Source organism: Micromonospora rubida (assembly GCF_009908295.1).
GTDB lineage: Bacteria > Actinomycetota > Actinomycetes > Mycobacteriales > Micromonosporaceae > Micromonospora > Micromonospora rubida.
In genome coordinates this window covers 871,834-887,666 of the sequence record NZ_JAAALO010000004.1, presented here as the reverse complement: position 1 = coordinate 887,666, position 15,833 = coordinate 871,834, and the positions used below count along the sequence as shown (strand labels likewise).

The 15,833-nt window shown below is 67.5% G+C and carries 13 protein-coding genes and 1 pseudogene; 9 read left to right on the top strand and 5 right to left on the bottom strand.

Annotated elements, in window-relative coordinates:
- The first annotated feature begins 55 nt into the window (after positions 1-55).
- Positions 56-1,045 carry a CgeB family protein gene (locus GVV04_RS18640; protein ID WP_328822447.1) on the top strand — a complete coding sequence of 330 codons (990 nt, stop codon included), beginning with the start codon at positions 56-58 and terminating at the stop codon, positions 1,043-1,045.
- A gap of 26 nt (positions 1,046-1,071) precedes the next feature.
- Here the strand turns inward: GVV04_RS18640 and GVV04_RS18635 are convergent, their stop codons facing one another.
- On the bottom strand, positions 1,072-1,830 hold the full coding sequence (locus GVV04_RS18635) for a phytanoyl-CoA dioxygenase family protein (protein ID WP_161689272.1): 759 nt from the start codon (positions 1,828-1,830) through the stop codon (positions 1,072-1,074).
- A gap of 169 nt (positions 1,831-1,999) precedes the next feature.
- Between GVV04_RS18635 and GVV04_RS18630 the strand changes: the two genes are divergently transcribed.
- The 6 genes from GVV04_RS18630 (at position 2,000) to GVV04_RS33225 (ending at position 7,860) form a co-directional block, all read left to right on the top strand.
- Entirely contained in the window at positions 2,000-2,182 is a 183-nt protein-coding gene (locus tag GVV04_RS18630) for a hypothetical protein (RefSeq protein ID WP_161689271.1), read from the top strand.
- 2 nt (positions 2,183-2,184) lie between these two features.
- On the top strand, positions 2,185-3,114 hold the full coding sequence (locus GVV04_RS18625; protein ID WP_161689270.1) for a GDP-mannose 4,6-dehydratase: 930 nt from the start codon (positions 2,185-2,187) through the stop codon (positions 3,112-3,114).
- 198 nt (positions 3,115-3,312) lie between these two features.
- Positions 3,313-4,380, top strand: a complete 1,068-nt coding sequence (locus tag GVV04_RS18620; RefSeq protein WP_161689269.1) for a glucose-1-phosphate thymidylyltransferase — start codon at positions 3,313-3,315, stop codon at positions 4,378-4,380.
- Complete coding sequence (rfbB, locus tag GVV04_RS18615; protein ID WP_328822446.1) at positions 4,380-5,369, top strand: dTDP-glucose 4,6-dehydratase; 990 nt, start codon at positions 4,380-4,382, stop codon at positions 5,367-5,369. Before GVV04_RS18620 ends, rfbB begins: the two co-directional genes overlap by 1 nt.
- 55 nt (positions 5,370-5,424) lie before the next feature.
- Positions 5,425-6,453, top strand: a complete 1,029-nt coding sequence (locus tag GVV04_RS18610) for an NAD-dependent epimerase/dehydratase family protein (protein WP_161689268.1) — start codon at positions 5,425-5,427, stop codon at positions 6,451-6,453.
- A 102-nt stretch (positions 6,454-6,555) separates the two neighbouring features.
- Positions 6,556-7,860 (top strand): phytanoyl-CoA dioxygenase family protein, encoded by a 1,305-nt coding sequence (locus GVV04_RS33225; protein ID WP_328822445.1) that lies wholly within the window; start codon positions 6,556-6,558, stop codon positions 7,858-7,860.
- A 257-nt stretch (positions 7,861-8,117) separates the two neighbouring features.
- Here GVV04_RS33225 and GVV04_RS18600 read toward each other — a convergent pair.
- Both GVV04_RS18600 and GVV04_RS18595 read right to left on the bottom strand, forming a co-directional pair.
- A pseudogene (locus GVV04_RS18600) lies at positions 8,118-8,303 on the bottom strand (transposase); the annotation flags it as partial.
- A gap of 65 nt (positions 8,304-8,368) precedes the next feature.
- The gene (locus GVV04_RS18595; RefSeq protein ID WP_328822444.1) at positions 8,369-12,502 is read right to left on the bottom strand and encodes a type I polyketide synthase; all 4,134 of its coding nucleotides are present in this window, start codon (positions 12,500-12,502) and stop codon (positions 8,369-8,371) included.
- A 368-nt stretch (positions 12,503-12,870) separates the two neighbouring features.
- Here GVV04_RS18595 and GVV04_RS18590 point away from each other — a divergent pair, with 368 nt between their 5' ends.
- Positions 12,871-13,620 (top strand): HAD family hydrolase, encoded by a 750-nt coding sequence (locus GVV04_RS18590; protein WP_161689267.1) that lies wholly within the window; start codon positions 12,871-12,873, stop codon positions 13,618-13,620.
- Positions 13,617-14,540 carry an NAD-dependent epimerase/dehydratase family protein gene (locus tag GVV04_RS18585; RefSeq protein ID WP_161689266.1) on the top strand — a complete coding sequence of 308 codons (924 nt, stop codon included), beginning with the start codon at positions 13,617-13,619 and terminating at the stop codon, positions 14,538-14,540. The genes GVV04_RS18590 and GVV04_RS18585 overlap by 4 nt, the downstream gene beginning before the upstream one ends.
- Here GVV04_RS18585 and GVV04_RS18580 read toward each other — a convergent pair.
- Together GVV04_RS18580 and GVV04_RS18575 are read right to left on the bottom strand one after the other, a co-directional pair.
- Positions 14,519-15,406: a glycosyl hydrolase gene (locus tag GVV04_RS18580; RefSeq protein ID WP_235966258.1), complete on the bottom strand. Its 888-nt coding sequence runs from the start codon at positions 15,404-15,406 to the stop codon at positions 14,519-14,521. The genes GVV04_RS18585 and GVV04_RS18580 overlap by 22 nt on opposite strands.
- 60 nt (positions 15,407-15,466) lie before the next feature.
- Positions 15,467-15,715 (bottom strand): LuxR C-terminal-related transcriptional regulator, encoded by a 249-nt coding sequence (locus GVV04_RS18575; protein WP_161689265.1) that lies wholly within the window; start codon positions 15,713-15,715, stop codon positions 15,467-15,469.
- Positions 15,716-15,833: the final 118 nt, after the last annotated feature.

The window sequence follows — 15,833 nt, the reverse complement described above, 5'->3', positions numbered from 1 at the left end:
GCCCCGCATCCTCATCTCCGGCAACTTCCACTGGCAGGCCGGGTTCAGTCACACCGTGGCGGGCTACGTCCGGGCGGCCCGCGCGGCGGGCTGCGAGGTCCGGGTCAGCGGCCCGCTGTCGCGGATGGACGACCAGGTGCCCGGACACCTGCCCGTCGAGCCGGACCTCAGTTGGGGCACCCATCTGGTGGTGATGTTCGAGGCCCGACAGTTCCTGACTCCCGAGCAGATCGAACTGGCGGCCCGCACGTTCCCCCGGTCGCGCCGGCTGGTCGTGGACTTCGACCTACACTGGGCCGACGAGCAACCGGAGCTGGGCGCGGACGGCACGGCGGGCAAGTACACCGCCGGGAGCTGGCGCTCGTTGTACAGCGAGCTGAGCGATCTGGTGCTACAGCCGAAGCTCACCGGAAAGATGGCCCCAGGAGCGGAGTTCTTCTCGTGCATCGGCATGCCCGAAACCGTGTGCCATCCGTTGACGCTCGGCCGGAAGCGAGACTACGACCTGCAGTACATCGGCAGCAACTGGTGGCGTTGGGAGCCGCTGACAACCATGGTGGAGGCGGCGGCGACGCTGCGTCCCGTACCTCGCATGCGGGTCTGCGGACGTTTCTGGGACGGCGCCACCTCTCCCGGGTTCGAGGACGCGACCACCGGTGTCCCGGGCTGGCTGGCGGAACGTGGCGTCGAACTCTGCCCACCGGTGGCTTTCGGGCAGGTGATCGCGGAGATGGGCCGGTCGCTGATCTCACCGATCCTGGTCCGTCCCCTGGTGGCGGGCACGGGCCTGTTGACGCCGCGCATGTTCGAAACCCTGGCATCGGGCAGCCTGCCGGTTCTTTCCGCCGACGCGGAATTCCTCGCCGAGGTCTACGGCAATGAGTGCGCGCCCCTGCTGCTCGGCGACGATCCGGCCACGACGCTCGCCCGCCTTACCACAGACTTCGAGCGGCATGCCCGGATCGTCGGTCGGATCCAGGACCGGGTGCGGGTGGAATACGGCTATCCCCGCGTCCTGCGGAACCTGCTGGCCTTCTTCGGGTGAGAGATTCCGGGGCGCGACCGGGCCTGCTATTCCCAGGTCATCCACGGGCGGGGCTCAGGGTCGGCGACCTCGGCCGGCGCGCTCATGAATACCAGCACGTACGCACGCCGAGGCTGGTCAGTCAGGTTCGGACCGGCGTAGTGCGGGGTTCGGAAGTCGTGCACCACCGCACCGCCGGGCGCCAGCGGGCACGCGACCCCGCTGGTCGGATCGACGTCGTCGGTCATGAGGCCACGGATGCGGTCGTTGTTGTCGATGTGGTGGTGCGCGAGCACCGGACCGCGGTGGCCCCCCGGCAGGTAGTGCAGGCAGCCGCTCTCGACGGTGGCCTCGTCCAGAGTTGTCCAGATACTCAACCCGCGCCGGCTCCATCGGGGATCCATGTAGGCCTCGTCCTGGTGCCACGGCGTCGGAGCGCCGTATCGCGGCGGCTTCAGGATGGCGTGTCCATAGAACTCCAGCTCTTCCTCGGCCATATCGAGAAAAGCTGACGCAATTGACCGACACCGCGCGAAGTGCGGACTGTCCAGCAATTCCGGTACGTATTTCTCCGGTTTGATGATCTGTGGCAGCAACGGCGGCCCTTCGCGGTCGCGTTGGCCGGCGATATCGTAGAAGTTCTCCGCGCCTGGGGTCGCGCGCCGGACGAACAGCCGGTCGTAGACCTGACGCAGCCACGCCACCTCCGACTCGCTCGCGACCTGAGGGAGTATCGCGAACCCACGGCTGCGAAACTCTTCGCGGTCACGGTGGTCTATGTTGCCCACCACGTCAATCGCGTCCATGCCGTCTCCTTCAAGGGATGACCTCGACAGTCACGATATGGGTGTGGCACCCGACAGTCATCACCCAAGGTCAGGATTAGGGAACGGCCTAGAATCTGCGGATAAGTCGAATCTCGTCCCCCGCTGTGTCAGACTCGCCGTGTCCCTTTTCGAGCGGAAGCAGCCATTCATGACCGGACACCACGCCGTCCTCCTGGGCCGCGGCACCCCACGCGCCTTCCTCGCGCGGGCACGGCGCTTCGACCGGACGGCCCTCGGCCGCGGCCCACTCCGATACGTGATGTCACGCGGTGAACGTGATCTCACCGGCGGCCGGCTGGTATTCCCGCTGCCGGACGAGCTCCAGGTCTGACGGTGCCGACGGCGATCGTGGTGGGTGCCGACGGCCAGGACGGGGTGCTGTTGAGCCGGCTGTTGCGGGCCCTCGGGTACCGGGTGGTGCCGGTGGGCCGCCACGGCGCAATCGACATCACCCGGCCGGACGACGTGGCCGAACTGGTGGCCGAGCTGCGACCAGACGAGATCTACCTGCTGGCAGCGGTGCAGAACTCCGCACAGGACCCGGTCGCCGATCCGGTAGAGCTGGCACACCGGTCGTACGCCGTCAACACGTTGGCCGTGGTGCACTTCCTGGAGGCCATCGATCAGTACAGTCCGGCCTCGAAGGTGTTCTACGCCGCCTCCTCACACGTCTTCGGCATGCCGGACACGCCGGTGCAGGACGAGACCACGCCGCTTCGACCGACCTCCGTCTACGGCATCAGCAAGGCGGCCGGTTTGCTGCACTGTCGCTCCTACCGAGCGCGGGGGGTGTTCGCCTCGGTCGGCATCCTCTACAGCCACGAGTCCCCGCTCCGACGCCCCGGCTTCGTGTCCCGCAAGATCGTGGACGCCGTGGTACGCATTCAGCGCGGCGAAGCGTACCGGCTCGTGCTCGGCGGCCTGGCGGCCGAGGTGGACTGGGGCTACGCGGCGGACTACGTGGACGCGATGAGGCGAATTCTCAGCCTGGCGACACCGGACGACTACGTGGTCGCCTCGGGGGTGCGGCGCACCGTCGGCGAGTTCGCGGCGACCGCCTTCGCGGCGGTCGGGCTGGATTGGCGCGACCACGTCGAGGAAAATGCCGCGGTGCTCACCCGGCCGAGCGTCCCGCTGGTCGGCGACGCGAGCCGGTTGCGGGCCGCGACCGGCTGGTGCCCGAGCGTCGACTTCGCCGGCATGGTGCGGGCCTTGCTGCGAGCGGCGGGCGCTGACCTGGTCGAAACGGACCAGGACGGATAGACGATCTGTCCGCGGCGCGCTGCTTGTCCAACCTGGGCGACTGGCCTGACTCTCCGCGTCGACGTCGATCGATCGCGGACGCTTTAGTAGGGAAATCACGGGACCGACTTCGGTACCGTCGAAGAACCAGTCGCCTCCACTGTCGGAGTCCATCGTGAACCAGGTTTCTGTCCCGGTCCGAATATCCAGGGTCGACTCGTGAAAGCGCTGGTATTGGCGGGTGGAGTCGGCTCGCGAATGCGCCCGATTACCCACACGTCAGCGAAGCAGCTCATTCCGGTCGCGAACAAACCGGTCCTCTTCTACGGCCTCGAAGCGATTCGCGACGCTGGGATTCGGGAAGTAGGAATCATCGTCGGCAGCACCGCGCCGGAGATCGAGCGGGCGGTCGGTGACGGCTCGCAGTTCGGCCTGGACGTGACCTACCTGCCCCAGGACGCCCCGCGCGGTCTGGGACACGCGGTCCTGATCGCCCGGGACTTCCTCGGCGAGGACGATTTCGTGATGTACCTGGGCGACAACTTTGTCGTCGGTGGCATCAGCGACGCGGTCCAGCGGTTCCGCCGGGAACAGCCGCACGCCCAACTGATGCTGACCAGGGTCAAGGATCCGCACGCCTTCGGCATCGCGGAGATGGGCCCGGACGGTCAGGTCATCGGTGTCGAGGAGAAGCCCCGGTATCCCAAGAGCGACCTCGCTCTGGTAGGCGTGTACGTCTTCAGCCCGGCCGTGCACGAGGCGATAGCCGAACTGAAGCCGTCGTGGCGCAACGAACTGGAGATCACCGACGCCATCCAATGGTTGATCGACCACGGTAGGCGTATCGAGTCCACCATAATCACCGGATTCTGGAAGGACACCGGCAGCCTCGCGGACATGCTGGAGATGAACCGGTTCGTCCTGGAGAGCCTCGATTCCGAGGTGCGCGGCGACGTCAGTGCGGATACCGAGATGACCGGTCGGGTCGTGATCGGGCCCGGGGCGGTCATCTCCGGGTCGCGGATCGTCGGGCCCGTCGTGGTCGGGGCCGGCTCGATCATTCGTAACTCGCTACTTGGCCCGTTTACGTCGGTCGATTGCGACTGCACGATCATCAACAGCGAGATCGAGCAGTCCATCGTGCTCCGCGGTGCCTTCATCGACGGCGTCGGCGGGATCGAGTGGTCGATGATCGGCCGGGAGGCACGCCTGATTACGGGCCCGCGCGTGCCGAAGACCTACCGCTTCGTCCTCGGTGACCACAGTGAAGTACGGGTGAGTGTGTAGTGCCGAGGGTGTTCGTGGCCGGTGGCGCCGGCTTCATCGGCTCACACTACGTCCGGGAGCTCGTCGCCGGGTCGTACCCCGGGTGGCGGGGCTGCGAGGTCACGGTGTTCGACAGCCTCACCTATGCGGGAAATCTCGCGAATCTCGACGGGGTGCGGGGCGACATCACCTTCGTCCGCGGTGACATCTGCGACGGCCGACTGCTCGCTGAGGTCGTGCCCGGCCACGACGTGGTGCTGAACTTCGCGGCTGAGACCCACGTCGACCGGTCCATCGTCGACTCAGCGGAGTTCCTGCGGACCAACGTACAGGGCGTCCAGTCGCTCATGCAGGCGTGCCTGACCGCCGGAGTGCCGACGATCGTCCAGGTCTCCACCGACGAGGTGTACGGCAGCATCGAAGCCGGATCCTGGAGCGAGGACGCGCCGCTGGCACCGAACTCGCCGTACGCCGCGGCCAAGGCGAGCGGTGACCTGATAGCCCTGGCGTATGCGCGGACGTACGGACTGCCGGTCCGCATCACCAGGTGCGGTAACAACTACGGTCCGTACCAGTTTCCCGAGAAGGTGATCCCGCTCTTCCTCACCCGCCTGATGGACGGTCGGTCGGTCCCGCTCTACGGCGACGGGCGCAACGTCCGCGACTGGATCCACGTGGCCGACCACTGCCGTGGCATCCAGACGGTGGTCGAGTACGGTGCGCCCGGCGAGGTCTACCACATCGCCGGGACGGCGGAATTGACCAACCTGGAACTCACCCAGCACCTGCTGGACGCGGTCGGCGGTAGCTGGGACGCCGTCGAGAGGGTTCCCGACCGTAAGGGCCACGACCGCCGCTATTCGCTTTCCGACGCGAAGCTCCGGGCCCTGGGCTACGCCCCACGTGTCCCCTTCGCCGACGGCCTGGCCGAGACGGTCGCCTGGTACCACGCGAACCGGCATTGGTGGGGGCCGCTGCGGAAACAACTCGACGACGTCCCTCACGGCTGACGGTGCGTCACCCACAATTGTCCATCTTCTCGCCCAACCTTCGAAGGAGCCCGGTATGGCTCACTGCCTGGTGACGGGTGGCGCCGGTTTCATCGGTTCGCACCTGGCGGGACGGTTGATCCGTGACGGGCGCCGGGTCACCGTGCTCGACGATCTCAGCGGCGGTAACTCTTCCCGCGTACCCGCGGGTGCCGATTTGATCGTCGGCTCGGTGACCGACGCCGACCTGGTGGATCAGGTCTTCGCCGAGCACCGCTTCGACCGGGTCTTCCACTTCGCGGCCTTCGCCGCCGAGGCGATCAGCCACTCGGTCAAAAAGCTCAACTACGGCACCAATGTGATGGGCAGCATCAATCTCATCAACGCGTCGTTGCAGACCGGGGTATCGTTTTTCTGCTTCGCCTCCTCGGTCGCCGTCTATGGTCACGGTGACACGCCGATGCGAGAAACCTCCATCCCGGTGCCGGCAGACAGCTACGGCAACGCCAAGCTCGTCATCGAGCGTGAACTCGCGGTGACGGCACGGACGCAGGGGCTTCCGTTCACCGCTTTCCGCATGCACAACGTCTACGGCGAGTGGCAAAATATGCGAGACCCGTACCGGAATGCGGTGGCGATCTTCTTCAACCAGATCCTGCGTGGCGAGCCGATCACGGTCTACGGCGACGGCGGCCAGGTGCGGGCGTTCACGTATGTGGGCGACGTCGTGGACGTGGTGTGCCAGGCGCCCGATGTCGAGGAGGCCTGGGGCCGAAGCTTCAACGTGGGCGCGGCCAGCACCAACACCGTGTTGGAACTCGCGGAGGCGGTCCGGGTGGCGGCCGGCGTTCCGGATCATCCGATCGTGCACCTGCCCGCGCGGGACGAGGTCCGGGTGGCGTACACCGCGACCGACGACGCCCGGAAGGTCTTCGGCGACTGGCCGGACACCCCGCTGGCGGACGGATTGGCCCGGACCGCGACGTGGGCGGCCAGTGTGGGGCCGACGGAACTGCGATCGTCGTTCGACATCGAGATCGGTGGCCACCAGGTTCCGGAGTGGGCGCGGCATGTCGAAAAGCGTCTGGGATCGGCGCCTCCCTGACAGTGGTGAAAACACCAGTCTCCAGTGCACACCCGAACACTAGGCTTGGAATCCATGGACCGTAGGGAAATTCAGCGTCGCGCGAAGGAACTCGAGCCGTGGGTGAACGGATTCGAGTACGAGGGATTTCGTTATGCGGAGGGCCCCGACCACGGATATCTCCTGAGCCAGGATCCAGCCGATCGCGCGCGAGCGTTCTACACGGCGTTTCCCGGTGCGACCCGGATCCTGGAGCTCGGTGCGCTCGAGGGTGCGGATACGCTCGCGCTGGCCCGACAGCCCGGTACCAGCATTCTCGGGCTCGAGGGCCGCGAGGAGAATCTGCGCCGTGCCGAGTTCGTGATGGAGGTGCATGGCATCACCAATGTGGAACTGCGGGTCGCCGACGTGGAGACGCTCGATTTAGCTACCCTGGGCCGGTTCGACGCCGTCCTCTGCGCCGGCCTGATGTATCACGTCCGGGAGCCCTGGGCCCTGCTCAAGAACATCGCCCGGGCTTCCGCCGGGATCTACCTCTCGACCCACTACTGGGGCAGCTCCGACGGGCTGGAGACGCTCGACGGATATTCCGTCAAGCACGTCCGTGAGGAGCACCCGGAGCCTCAGGCCCGCGGGCTGAGCGTGGACGTGCGCTGGCTGGACCGGGCCTCGCTGTTCGCGGCCTTGGAGAACGCCGGGTTCACCGAGGTCGAGGTGCTGCACGAGCGCAAATCGGCAGAGGTCTGCGACATCGTCGTGGTCGGCCGGACCCGGCTGGGTGCGCAGATCCGCCGATTCCGGGAGGACGGCTTCGTCAACGCCGGTCCGATCTTCGCCGACGACACGGTGGCCCGGCTCAAGGCCGGTGCCATCGACCTGATCTCCCGCTTCACCGATCACGGCTACGTCTCGGACGACTACTGGAACTACGACGTCGAACATGAGGCTCCGGTGCTCTACCGGATCCACAACCTGGAGAAGCAGGACTGGGCCGGGCGCGAGCTGCTGTTCCGCCAGGAACTGTCGGAACTGGCCGCCGCGTTCGTCGGGTCACCGGTCGTGCCTACCGCCTTCGCCCTGGTCCTGAAGGAGCCGAAGAGGGCAGCAGGTGTTCCGTGGCATCGCGACCGGGCCAACGTCGCACCGCACACGGTCTGCAACCTGAGCGTCTGCCTGGACACCGCGGGCCCGCAGAATGGCTGTCTGGAAGGTGTTCCGGGCTCCCATCTGCTGCCCGGCGACATCGACGTCCTGGAGGTCCGTGACGGTGGGCCCCGGACGCCTGTCCCGTCAGAGGTGGGCGATGTGATCGTGCACGATGTCCGGCTCGTGCACGGCTCGGGTTCGAACCCTACCGACCGGTGGCGCCGAACCATCGTCATCGAGTTCGCGAATCCCGCGATCTCATTGCCGAGCCTTTCGTCCTGACCGGTCGGACGCGGATGCTGTCTGCGGTGTCCCGCGGCGGCTCGGTCCGTTGCTGTTCCAAGCGGCCCGACAGGCGACCGGGCCGACGGCTCTGTGCCGGTAGCGGTCAGCCGGTAGCGGGAACCGCCGCCGCGCCGACCCCACAGAGTGCTTCCGCGAATCTGTGCGGCACGTGCTGTGCACGTACCCATATCGGCCGCGGCAGACCGACTCTGCCGCGGCCGATGTCACGTCGGTTTGTCTAGTGTCCTGAGTCCCGCCTGAACATGGACCCCTGGCAGCCGTGCGGCCATCGGCTGGATCGACTTACGCCGCCCGTCCAGCATCAATCCGCGCAGATACTGCCCTGCCCGCTGCTGCCATCCCACCCGCGTCAACGAGCCGAAGACATCAGCGGTGAACTCGGACAAGTCATCGTGAAGGCCTTGCACCTCGCCGTCCATGCTCGACTCGACGGCCCGACCAGCACAGAAGCACCGACCCTATAGCTAATCGCGACAAAACACTACTAGTCCCTCGACGAGAGCAGCCCGGTCACGTGATCGGCAATGGCCGTCACGGTGGGTTGTTGCCAGAAGACGGTGGTTGGTAGTCCCAGCCCGAGTCGTTTCTCCAGCCGACGCCGGATCACCACCGTCATCACGGAGTCCAGGCCCTGTTCCGCGAGCGGGCGCCTCGGATGCAGGTCGTCCACCGCGAGCCGCATTTCGGTCGCGATCTGGCGACGAACCTCCTCCAGCACCCGTTCCCGCAGCTCGCCCGGCGGCAGGTCAGCGAAGGACATCGCCGGCTCCGCGAGGCTCGTCTCCTCGTCGCTGGCCGGAGCGGGCGGCTGGTCGATCACCGGATAGCGCAGGCCGGGCAGAGCGGCCAGGACTCGGCCGTCCTCGGTAGCGACGATGGCGTCCACCGTGTCGGGGCGGCCCTCGTCGAGCTGCACCTCGACGAGGACGGTTTCGGGCGGCAGGCCACTCGTGGCCACCTCGTCGATCTGCACCACCATCCGCAACTGCGGGATGCCGGGATACGCCGCCGGCGCGATCGACATCACCGCGTCCAGCACCGACGCCCAGGTGGATGTTTCGGCGGTGCGGACGCGGGCCCGTAGGACGCCGTACCCGGACAGTAGCTGATCCACCGACCAACCGAAACCGGTCGACGGGACACCGACCTCAGAGAGCCGGCGATGGATCGACCCAGGGTCGGCCGGCTCCAGCCGGTACTGTTCGGGGTCCACGAGTGTCCGTCCCGTGAGCGCCGCCGGATCACCGTCGGTCACGGTCGCGTCGGCGTGGACCAGCCACGGCGGATCCTCGCCGGCATCCCTGCCGGTGGCCCGGGACGCGAGCCGGACGGCATCGGCCTCCTGGATGACCTGGATCTCCCGCAGGTCCGATGTCATCAGCGGGTGCCGCATCGCCACGTCGACCAGGACCGGTGGCACGCCATCCCGCTCGGCCGCCGCCAGGAATGTCACCACGAGTACGGCGGCGGGCACGATCTCGACGCCGTTGAGGCTGTGACTGCCCGGGTAGGGCCGGTTGGTGTCGTCCAGGCCGGTCTCCCACACCCGCACCGTGCTCCCCGCCAGGCTGCGCCGTGCACCGAGCAGGGTGTGCGAATCCGGGTCGTGACCGCGCCCCCCGGTCCGGGAGACCGGAGCGGGATAGTGCCAGTGGCTGCGGTGCCGCCACCGGTAGACCGGCAGTGCGGCCAGCTCTCCCCGTGGGTGCAGAGCCGCCCAGTCGATGGCCACCCCGGTGCAGTGCATCCCGGCGAGCGCGGTCAGGAAGCTGCGTACCTCGGACTGATCGCGGCGAAGCGTGACGCCGACATACGCATCATCCTCGTCGGATCCGGCCAACGTCTCGTGGATCGAGTGGGTGACCACCGGATGCGGTGACACCTCCACGAACGCACGGAAGCCATCGGCGAACGCCGCGGTGACGGCGGCGGCGAGCCGCACCGGGTTGCGCAGGTTCCCGGCCCAGTAGGCTCCGTCGGCCGTCATCGCCGCACGCGGGTCGCCCAGAGCGGTGGAGTACACCCGGATTCGCGGGCTGTGCGGCATGAAGTCGACGGCAGCGGTCAGCTCATCGAGCAGCGGATCCATGTGCGGGCTGTGGAACGCCACGTCGGAGGCCACCTTGCGGGTCACCAGCCTCTCGGCATTCCACTGGGCGACCAGCGCATCCAGGGCCGCGGGATCGCCGGAAACCACCGTCGACGACGGCGACGACTCGATGGCCGCCACCACGTCGCTCCGACCGGCCAACCGCTCGGCGACCTCCTCGAACGGCAACGACACCATGGCCATCGCGCCCTGGCCCGCGACGCGTCGCAGCAGCGCCGATCGCCGGCAGATCAACCGGGCGCCGTCCTCCACCGTCAACAGGCCGGCGGTGACCGCGGCGGCGATCTCGCCGACGGAGTGGCCGATCACGGCGTCCGGGGTCACGCCTCGCGACCGCCACATCGCGGCCAGTCCCAACTGCATGACGAAGATCATCGTCTGGATCCGGTCGACCGCGTCGAACACGCCGTCCAGCAATGCCTGCCGTGGCGAGAAGCCGATCTCCTCCAGGAAGACGGCTTCCAGGGAGTCGATCACCCGCGCGAACGCCGGTTCGGTGACGAGCAGTTCCCGGCCCATCCCCGCCCACTGGGAACCGTGGCCGGAAAAGACCCAGAGGAGCTTCGGATCGTCCCCGAGCGGCGATCCGGTGACCACGCCGTCGACCGGTTCGCCCGCGGCCAGGCCGCGTAGCGCGGCACCGAGACCGTTCGCGTCGGCGGCCACGGCAACCGCCCGGTACGCGAGGTGCGAGCGCCGCATCGCCAGCGTGTGTCCCACGGAGGCCAGGTCGGCGTCCTGGGACAGCCATCCGGCGAGCGCCAGCGCCTGATCGCCCAACGCCGCCGCGGAGGACGCGGAGATCGGGTACAGGGATTCACCGGTCAGCGGGCTGCTCTCCCGTGGCGTGCGCGGTGGCGCCTGCTCGAGCACGACGTGGGCCACCGTCCCGCCGTACCCGAAGCCGGACACGCCGGCCCGGCGCGGCCTCTCGCGTTCGGGCCAGGACTGATGACGGGTCACCACGCGGACGTTCAGTGCGTCCCAGGCGATGGCCGGATCGACTTCGGTGACGACCGGGGTGGCCGGTATCTCGGCGCGGTTCAGGGCGAGCACCGCCTTGATCATTCCGGCGATGCCCGCAGCGCCTTCCAGGTGGCCGATGTTGGCCTTGACCGAACCGATCAGGCAAGGCTCGCCGTCGGCGCGACCGCGCCCGTACACGGCACCGATCGCGGAGGCCTCCATCGGGTCGCCGAGCGGGGTGCCCGTGCCGTGTGCCTCGATGTAGTCGACCGAGCCCGGCTCTATTCCGCCGTACCGCAGGGCCCGTTCCATCACGTGCTCCTGGGCCTGCCCGCACGGGGCCATGATCCCGTTGGTGCGACCGTCCTGGTTCACGGCGCTACCGCGCAGCACCGCCAACACCCGGTCTCCGTCGCGCTCGGCATCGGCCAGAAGCTTCAGCACGACGACGCCGCAGCCCTCGCCGCGGCCGTACCCGTCGGCGGTGGCGTCGAAGGACTTGCTCCGCCCGTCCGGGGCCAGTGCACCCGCGGCGCCGAGGGTGATCGACTGGCCTGGAGAGACGATGAGATTGACGCCGCCGGCCAGCGCCACCGTGCTCTCGCCCAGCCGCAGACTCTGCGCGGCGAGGTGCAGGGCCACCAGCGAGGCCGAGCATGCGGTGTCCACTGTCAGACTCGGCCCGCGCAGGTCCAGGACGTGTGAGATGCGGTTGGAGAGCGCGCAGGCGGCGGCGCCGATCCCGGTCCAGGCGTCGATGTACGGCAGGTTCTCGAGCTGGTGGGCACCGTAGTCGTAGGTGCAGGCACCGGCGAAGAAACCGGTGTCCGTGCCGGCCAGCTCGCGCGGTGCGATGCCCGCGTGCTCCAGGGCCTGCCAGGCCACCTCCAGCAGCAGTCGCTGCTGGGGATCCATCAGCTCGGCCTCGCGTGGCGAGATGCCGAAGAATTCGGCATCGAAGCCGTCGATCTCATTCAGGAAGCTGCCCGAACGGTTCGCCCGCCGTACGGCGTTCTCGAACTCGGGCCCCAGGTCTCGGTACGGCTCCCACCGGGTGGCCGGCACTTCGCCGGTGGTGTTGTGCCCGCCGGCGAGCAGGTCCCAGAAATCGTCCGGGGAATTGACGTCGCCGGGGAACCGGCAACCGATGCCAATGACCGCGACCGATTGAGGGGCCCCCGCGAGCGACTTGATTGCTTTCGGTTCCACGAACATCCCCTGTTGTCGATTGCCTGAACGGACGGTCGGGCGGGACACCACCTCGGGCGGGTCACGCCCGCAGTGCATCGAGGACTGCCGCGACCGGGCAGGGCACCGCGACGCCGGGCGCCGCACCGAGCATCGCGACCTGGTCGCCGGGATCGGATGAGGCGGGGTACGGGCCACGTTCGACCGCCGGTTCGGACGCAGTCTCGGCGAGGTCGAATGTGCTCCCGGCACATTCGTGCAGATCAGGTGTGCGCAAGCATCAGACTCCATATCCCATACGGCGATCCAACGAACTCTACAAACGGTCGATATGGTATTCATATAGAACTTCACCTAGACATTTCGTGGCACGCCCTCGGCAGGGCCTTCAGCGAGGCGAACAGGACAGGACTCCCGCACAGTCGTGCGGGCGCCCGGCTTGAGGTGGTTGGTGTAGACGCGCCCTGGGTCTGGGCAGCGGGCGACACGGCCGATCCAGAAGACCATCGAGGTGATCTTCTGACACAGGAACCGGGACATCATCTGCGACAAAGGTCGTGGGACTGAACAGCCGGGCACCGGCCGGCCGCGGACCATCGACAAATAGGGGAAAACCTAGAATTCGCCGGTGAGATGTCGGATCGGCCGCCGAAGGCTCGATCGGTCACGATGGACCGTGCGAGGATCACCCGGATGCTGTCGACGACACGGGAGTCATTGAGATGACCGAATACGGCGCCATGGCGCTGGATGTCGGTGGGGTCATCTATTACGATGAGCCGTTCGAGCTGGCGTGGCTGCAAACGACGTACGATCTGCTCCGATCTGACGACCCGGCGATCACCCGGTCCGTTTTCATCGAGCACATCGAGCGCTTCTACCGCTCCCCGAACGACGGATCCGCCGGCCGGACGCTGTTGCATTCGCCGGCCGCCGCGCGAGGCTGGGCGCAGATTCGCCGGGCCTGGCACGAACTCGCCCAAGAGATGCCGGGCGCGGTCCGGGCGGCGGTGACGTTGGCCCGCGAGGTCCCGACGGTGGTCGTCGCCAACCAGCCACCGGAATGCGCGCGGGTACTGGATGCCTGGGGATTGACAGACGCTTGCGCGGCGGTCTTTCTCGATTCGCTCGTCGGCGTCGCCAAGCCCGATCCGGCGCTGCTGGGACTCGCTCTGAAACACCTCGGCGTCGCCCCCGCCGACCTGCTGGTCGTCGGCAACCGGCACGACCACGACGTCCTGCCGGCGCGAGCGCTCGGCTGCCCGGTCGCCTTCGTCCGCGCGGATCCTGGCTACCGGCCGCCGTCCGGCGTCCACCCCGATCTGGTACGGGCATACACGTCGCTCCGCGCCATCCGGACCGCGCCGCCGGCCGGTGACGACGAACGGGTGTTCGTCGTCACCACTCTGGCGGCCCTGGGTCGTTCCTCGGCCACGGGCCTGCGCCCGGTCACTCGCACCGAGTCGTCGTGACAGCAGTTCAGGTAAGGAGATGCCCGACGGCCGTGATCGGAGCCACCGGGTTCATCGGGTCCCGGCTCGTGACCGAACTGACCCGCGCGGGGCACCCGGTCGCGCGCTTCAACCAGGCGCACCCGCCGGTGGTCGACGGGCGCCCGGCTGCCGGCCTCTGCGACGCCGAGATCGTACTGTTCCTCGCCGCGCGGTTGAGCCCGGCACTTGCCGAGCGCCATCCGGAACAGATCATCGCCGAGCGCAGGTTGCTCATCGACGTCCTGACGGCCTTGCGGCACTCCGCCCGGTTCCCGGTGTTCGTACTGGCCAGTTCAGGCGGCACGGTGTATTCGCCGGACGCGTGGCCGCCGTACAGCGAATCGGCGTTGACCAGGCCGACGTCGGCGTACGGCCGCGCCAAGCTTGGGCTGGAACGCGAACTGTTGGGCCACACCGACCATGTCCGTCCCGTGATCCTGCGACTCAGTAACGTCTATGGGCCCGGTCAGCGCCCGGCGCACGGCTACGGCGTACTGTCGCACTGGCTGGACGCCGCGGCCAGGAGGCAACCGATCCGGGTCTTCGGTGATCCGGAGGTGGTCCGCGACTACGTGCACGTGGACGACGTCGCCGAGATCCTCAAAGCCGTACACCGCCGTACCGCCACCACCGGTCCGGAAGGAATCCCGACCGTGTTGAACGTCGGCTCAGGGGCACCCACCTCCCTGGCCGATCTGCTTGCGGTGGTATCGACCGTGGTTGACCAGCGGATCGAGGTGATCTGGGAAGGCGGTCGCCAGTTCGACAGAGGTGGCAACTGGCTAGACTCTTCGCTGGCACACGCGACCCTCGGCTGGAAGGCCAGAATCGGTCTGACGGACGGCGTACGTGAATGCTGGCAACACACAATCGAACATCAGACTGCCGCCGAGCGATGATCGTGCCCCCACCTCCGCAGAAGCAGATCATGAAGGACGCCCCACGCGGTCACGGCACCGTAGAGGCACGCCAGCGGCAGGCGCAGGCGGGACTCCGGTGCGGTTCGATGCCGGTCCCATTCCTTCCGCAACCCCGCCCACGCCTGGTTACGCCGTGACTCGCACCGACCCTGCCAGTACGCCCGCCGCCGTAGGTAGCGCAGGGTCAGCCGGGCGGGATCCACGTCATGCGTCACGGAGCAGTCCGGTAGGAGTTGCTCCCGGGCCCCCGCGTCCTTCATGAGTTTGATGAACGTGGTGTCCTCGCCGGACTGGAGGTTGCCACCCGTCCGGCTCAACGCGAGGTCGAAGTCGAGGCCGTTGGCGTGGGCGAAGGCGGTGTCCACTGCCATACAGGCACCCCAGATCTTGATCTCGCGATCGTCCCGGTGCCAGCCGAGTAGGTGGAACTGGCCGGACGTCACGTACCACGGCAGGGGGCGTGGTGGGCGGGCGAGACGAGTGCCGACGACGTGCGCGCCCGCACGCAGGCTTTCGCGGACCGCCGTGACGGCCTTGGCGTCCAGCCGTACGTCGTCGTCGACGAACATCACGTGGTGATTCGGCCACCGAGCCATCATGAGATTCCGCGAGGCGGACAGGCCGCCGGTGGCACCGAGAACGTGCATCGTTCCGCCGGCGGCATCCACCTCGGCCGCGACCGACTCCGCCTCCGGAGTGCTCGGCCTGTCCAACTGCACGAAGTACTCGTCACCGGACAGCTGGGCCAGGTTGTGGTGTAGGTGCTTGCGCACGTTGTCGACGTGGAAAGCACATATCGCCACTACCATCGGGTGGTCGGAGGGCCCTGTTTCCTTCGTTTCCATGAGGCCTCGAATCGTCCCTGGCGATGGTCATCGGGTTACACGGCTTGATTCCTGTTCCGCTCAATCGAGCCTTTCCCGGCAAACCTCCGGGGGCCAGGTCCCGACCGCCAGAATGCCCAGCGAATACACCTTGGCGATGAGCGCGGGCCGATTAGGCACACGTAGCCGCTGCAACAACTTGCTGACATGGTATTCGACGCCTTGGCGGCTCAGATATACTTTGTTCGCGATGTGCACGGTGCGCTCACCCGCTGCGATACTTTCGATGATGCGGGCATCCAACTCGGAGAGCGGCAGCTTCAGACCCACAATTTCATCTCCAATCCCTACCATGACATGATTCGCAGGATGCATCGATGGGACGGCGCACTGATCCACGGCGTTGTCATTCCATAGCTTGTGCCAGGACGAACCAGCCGGACGCAGG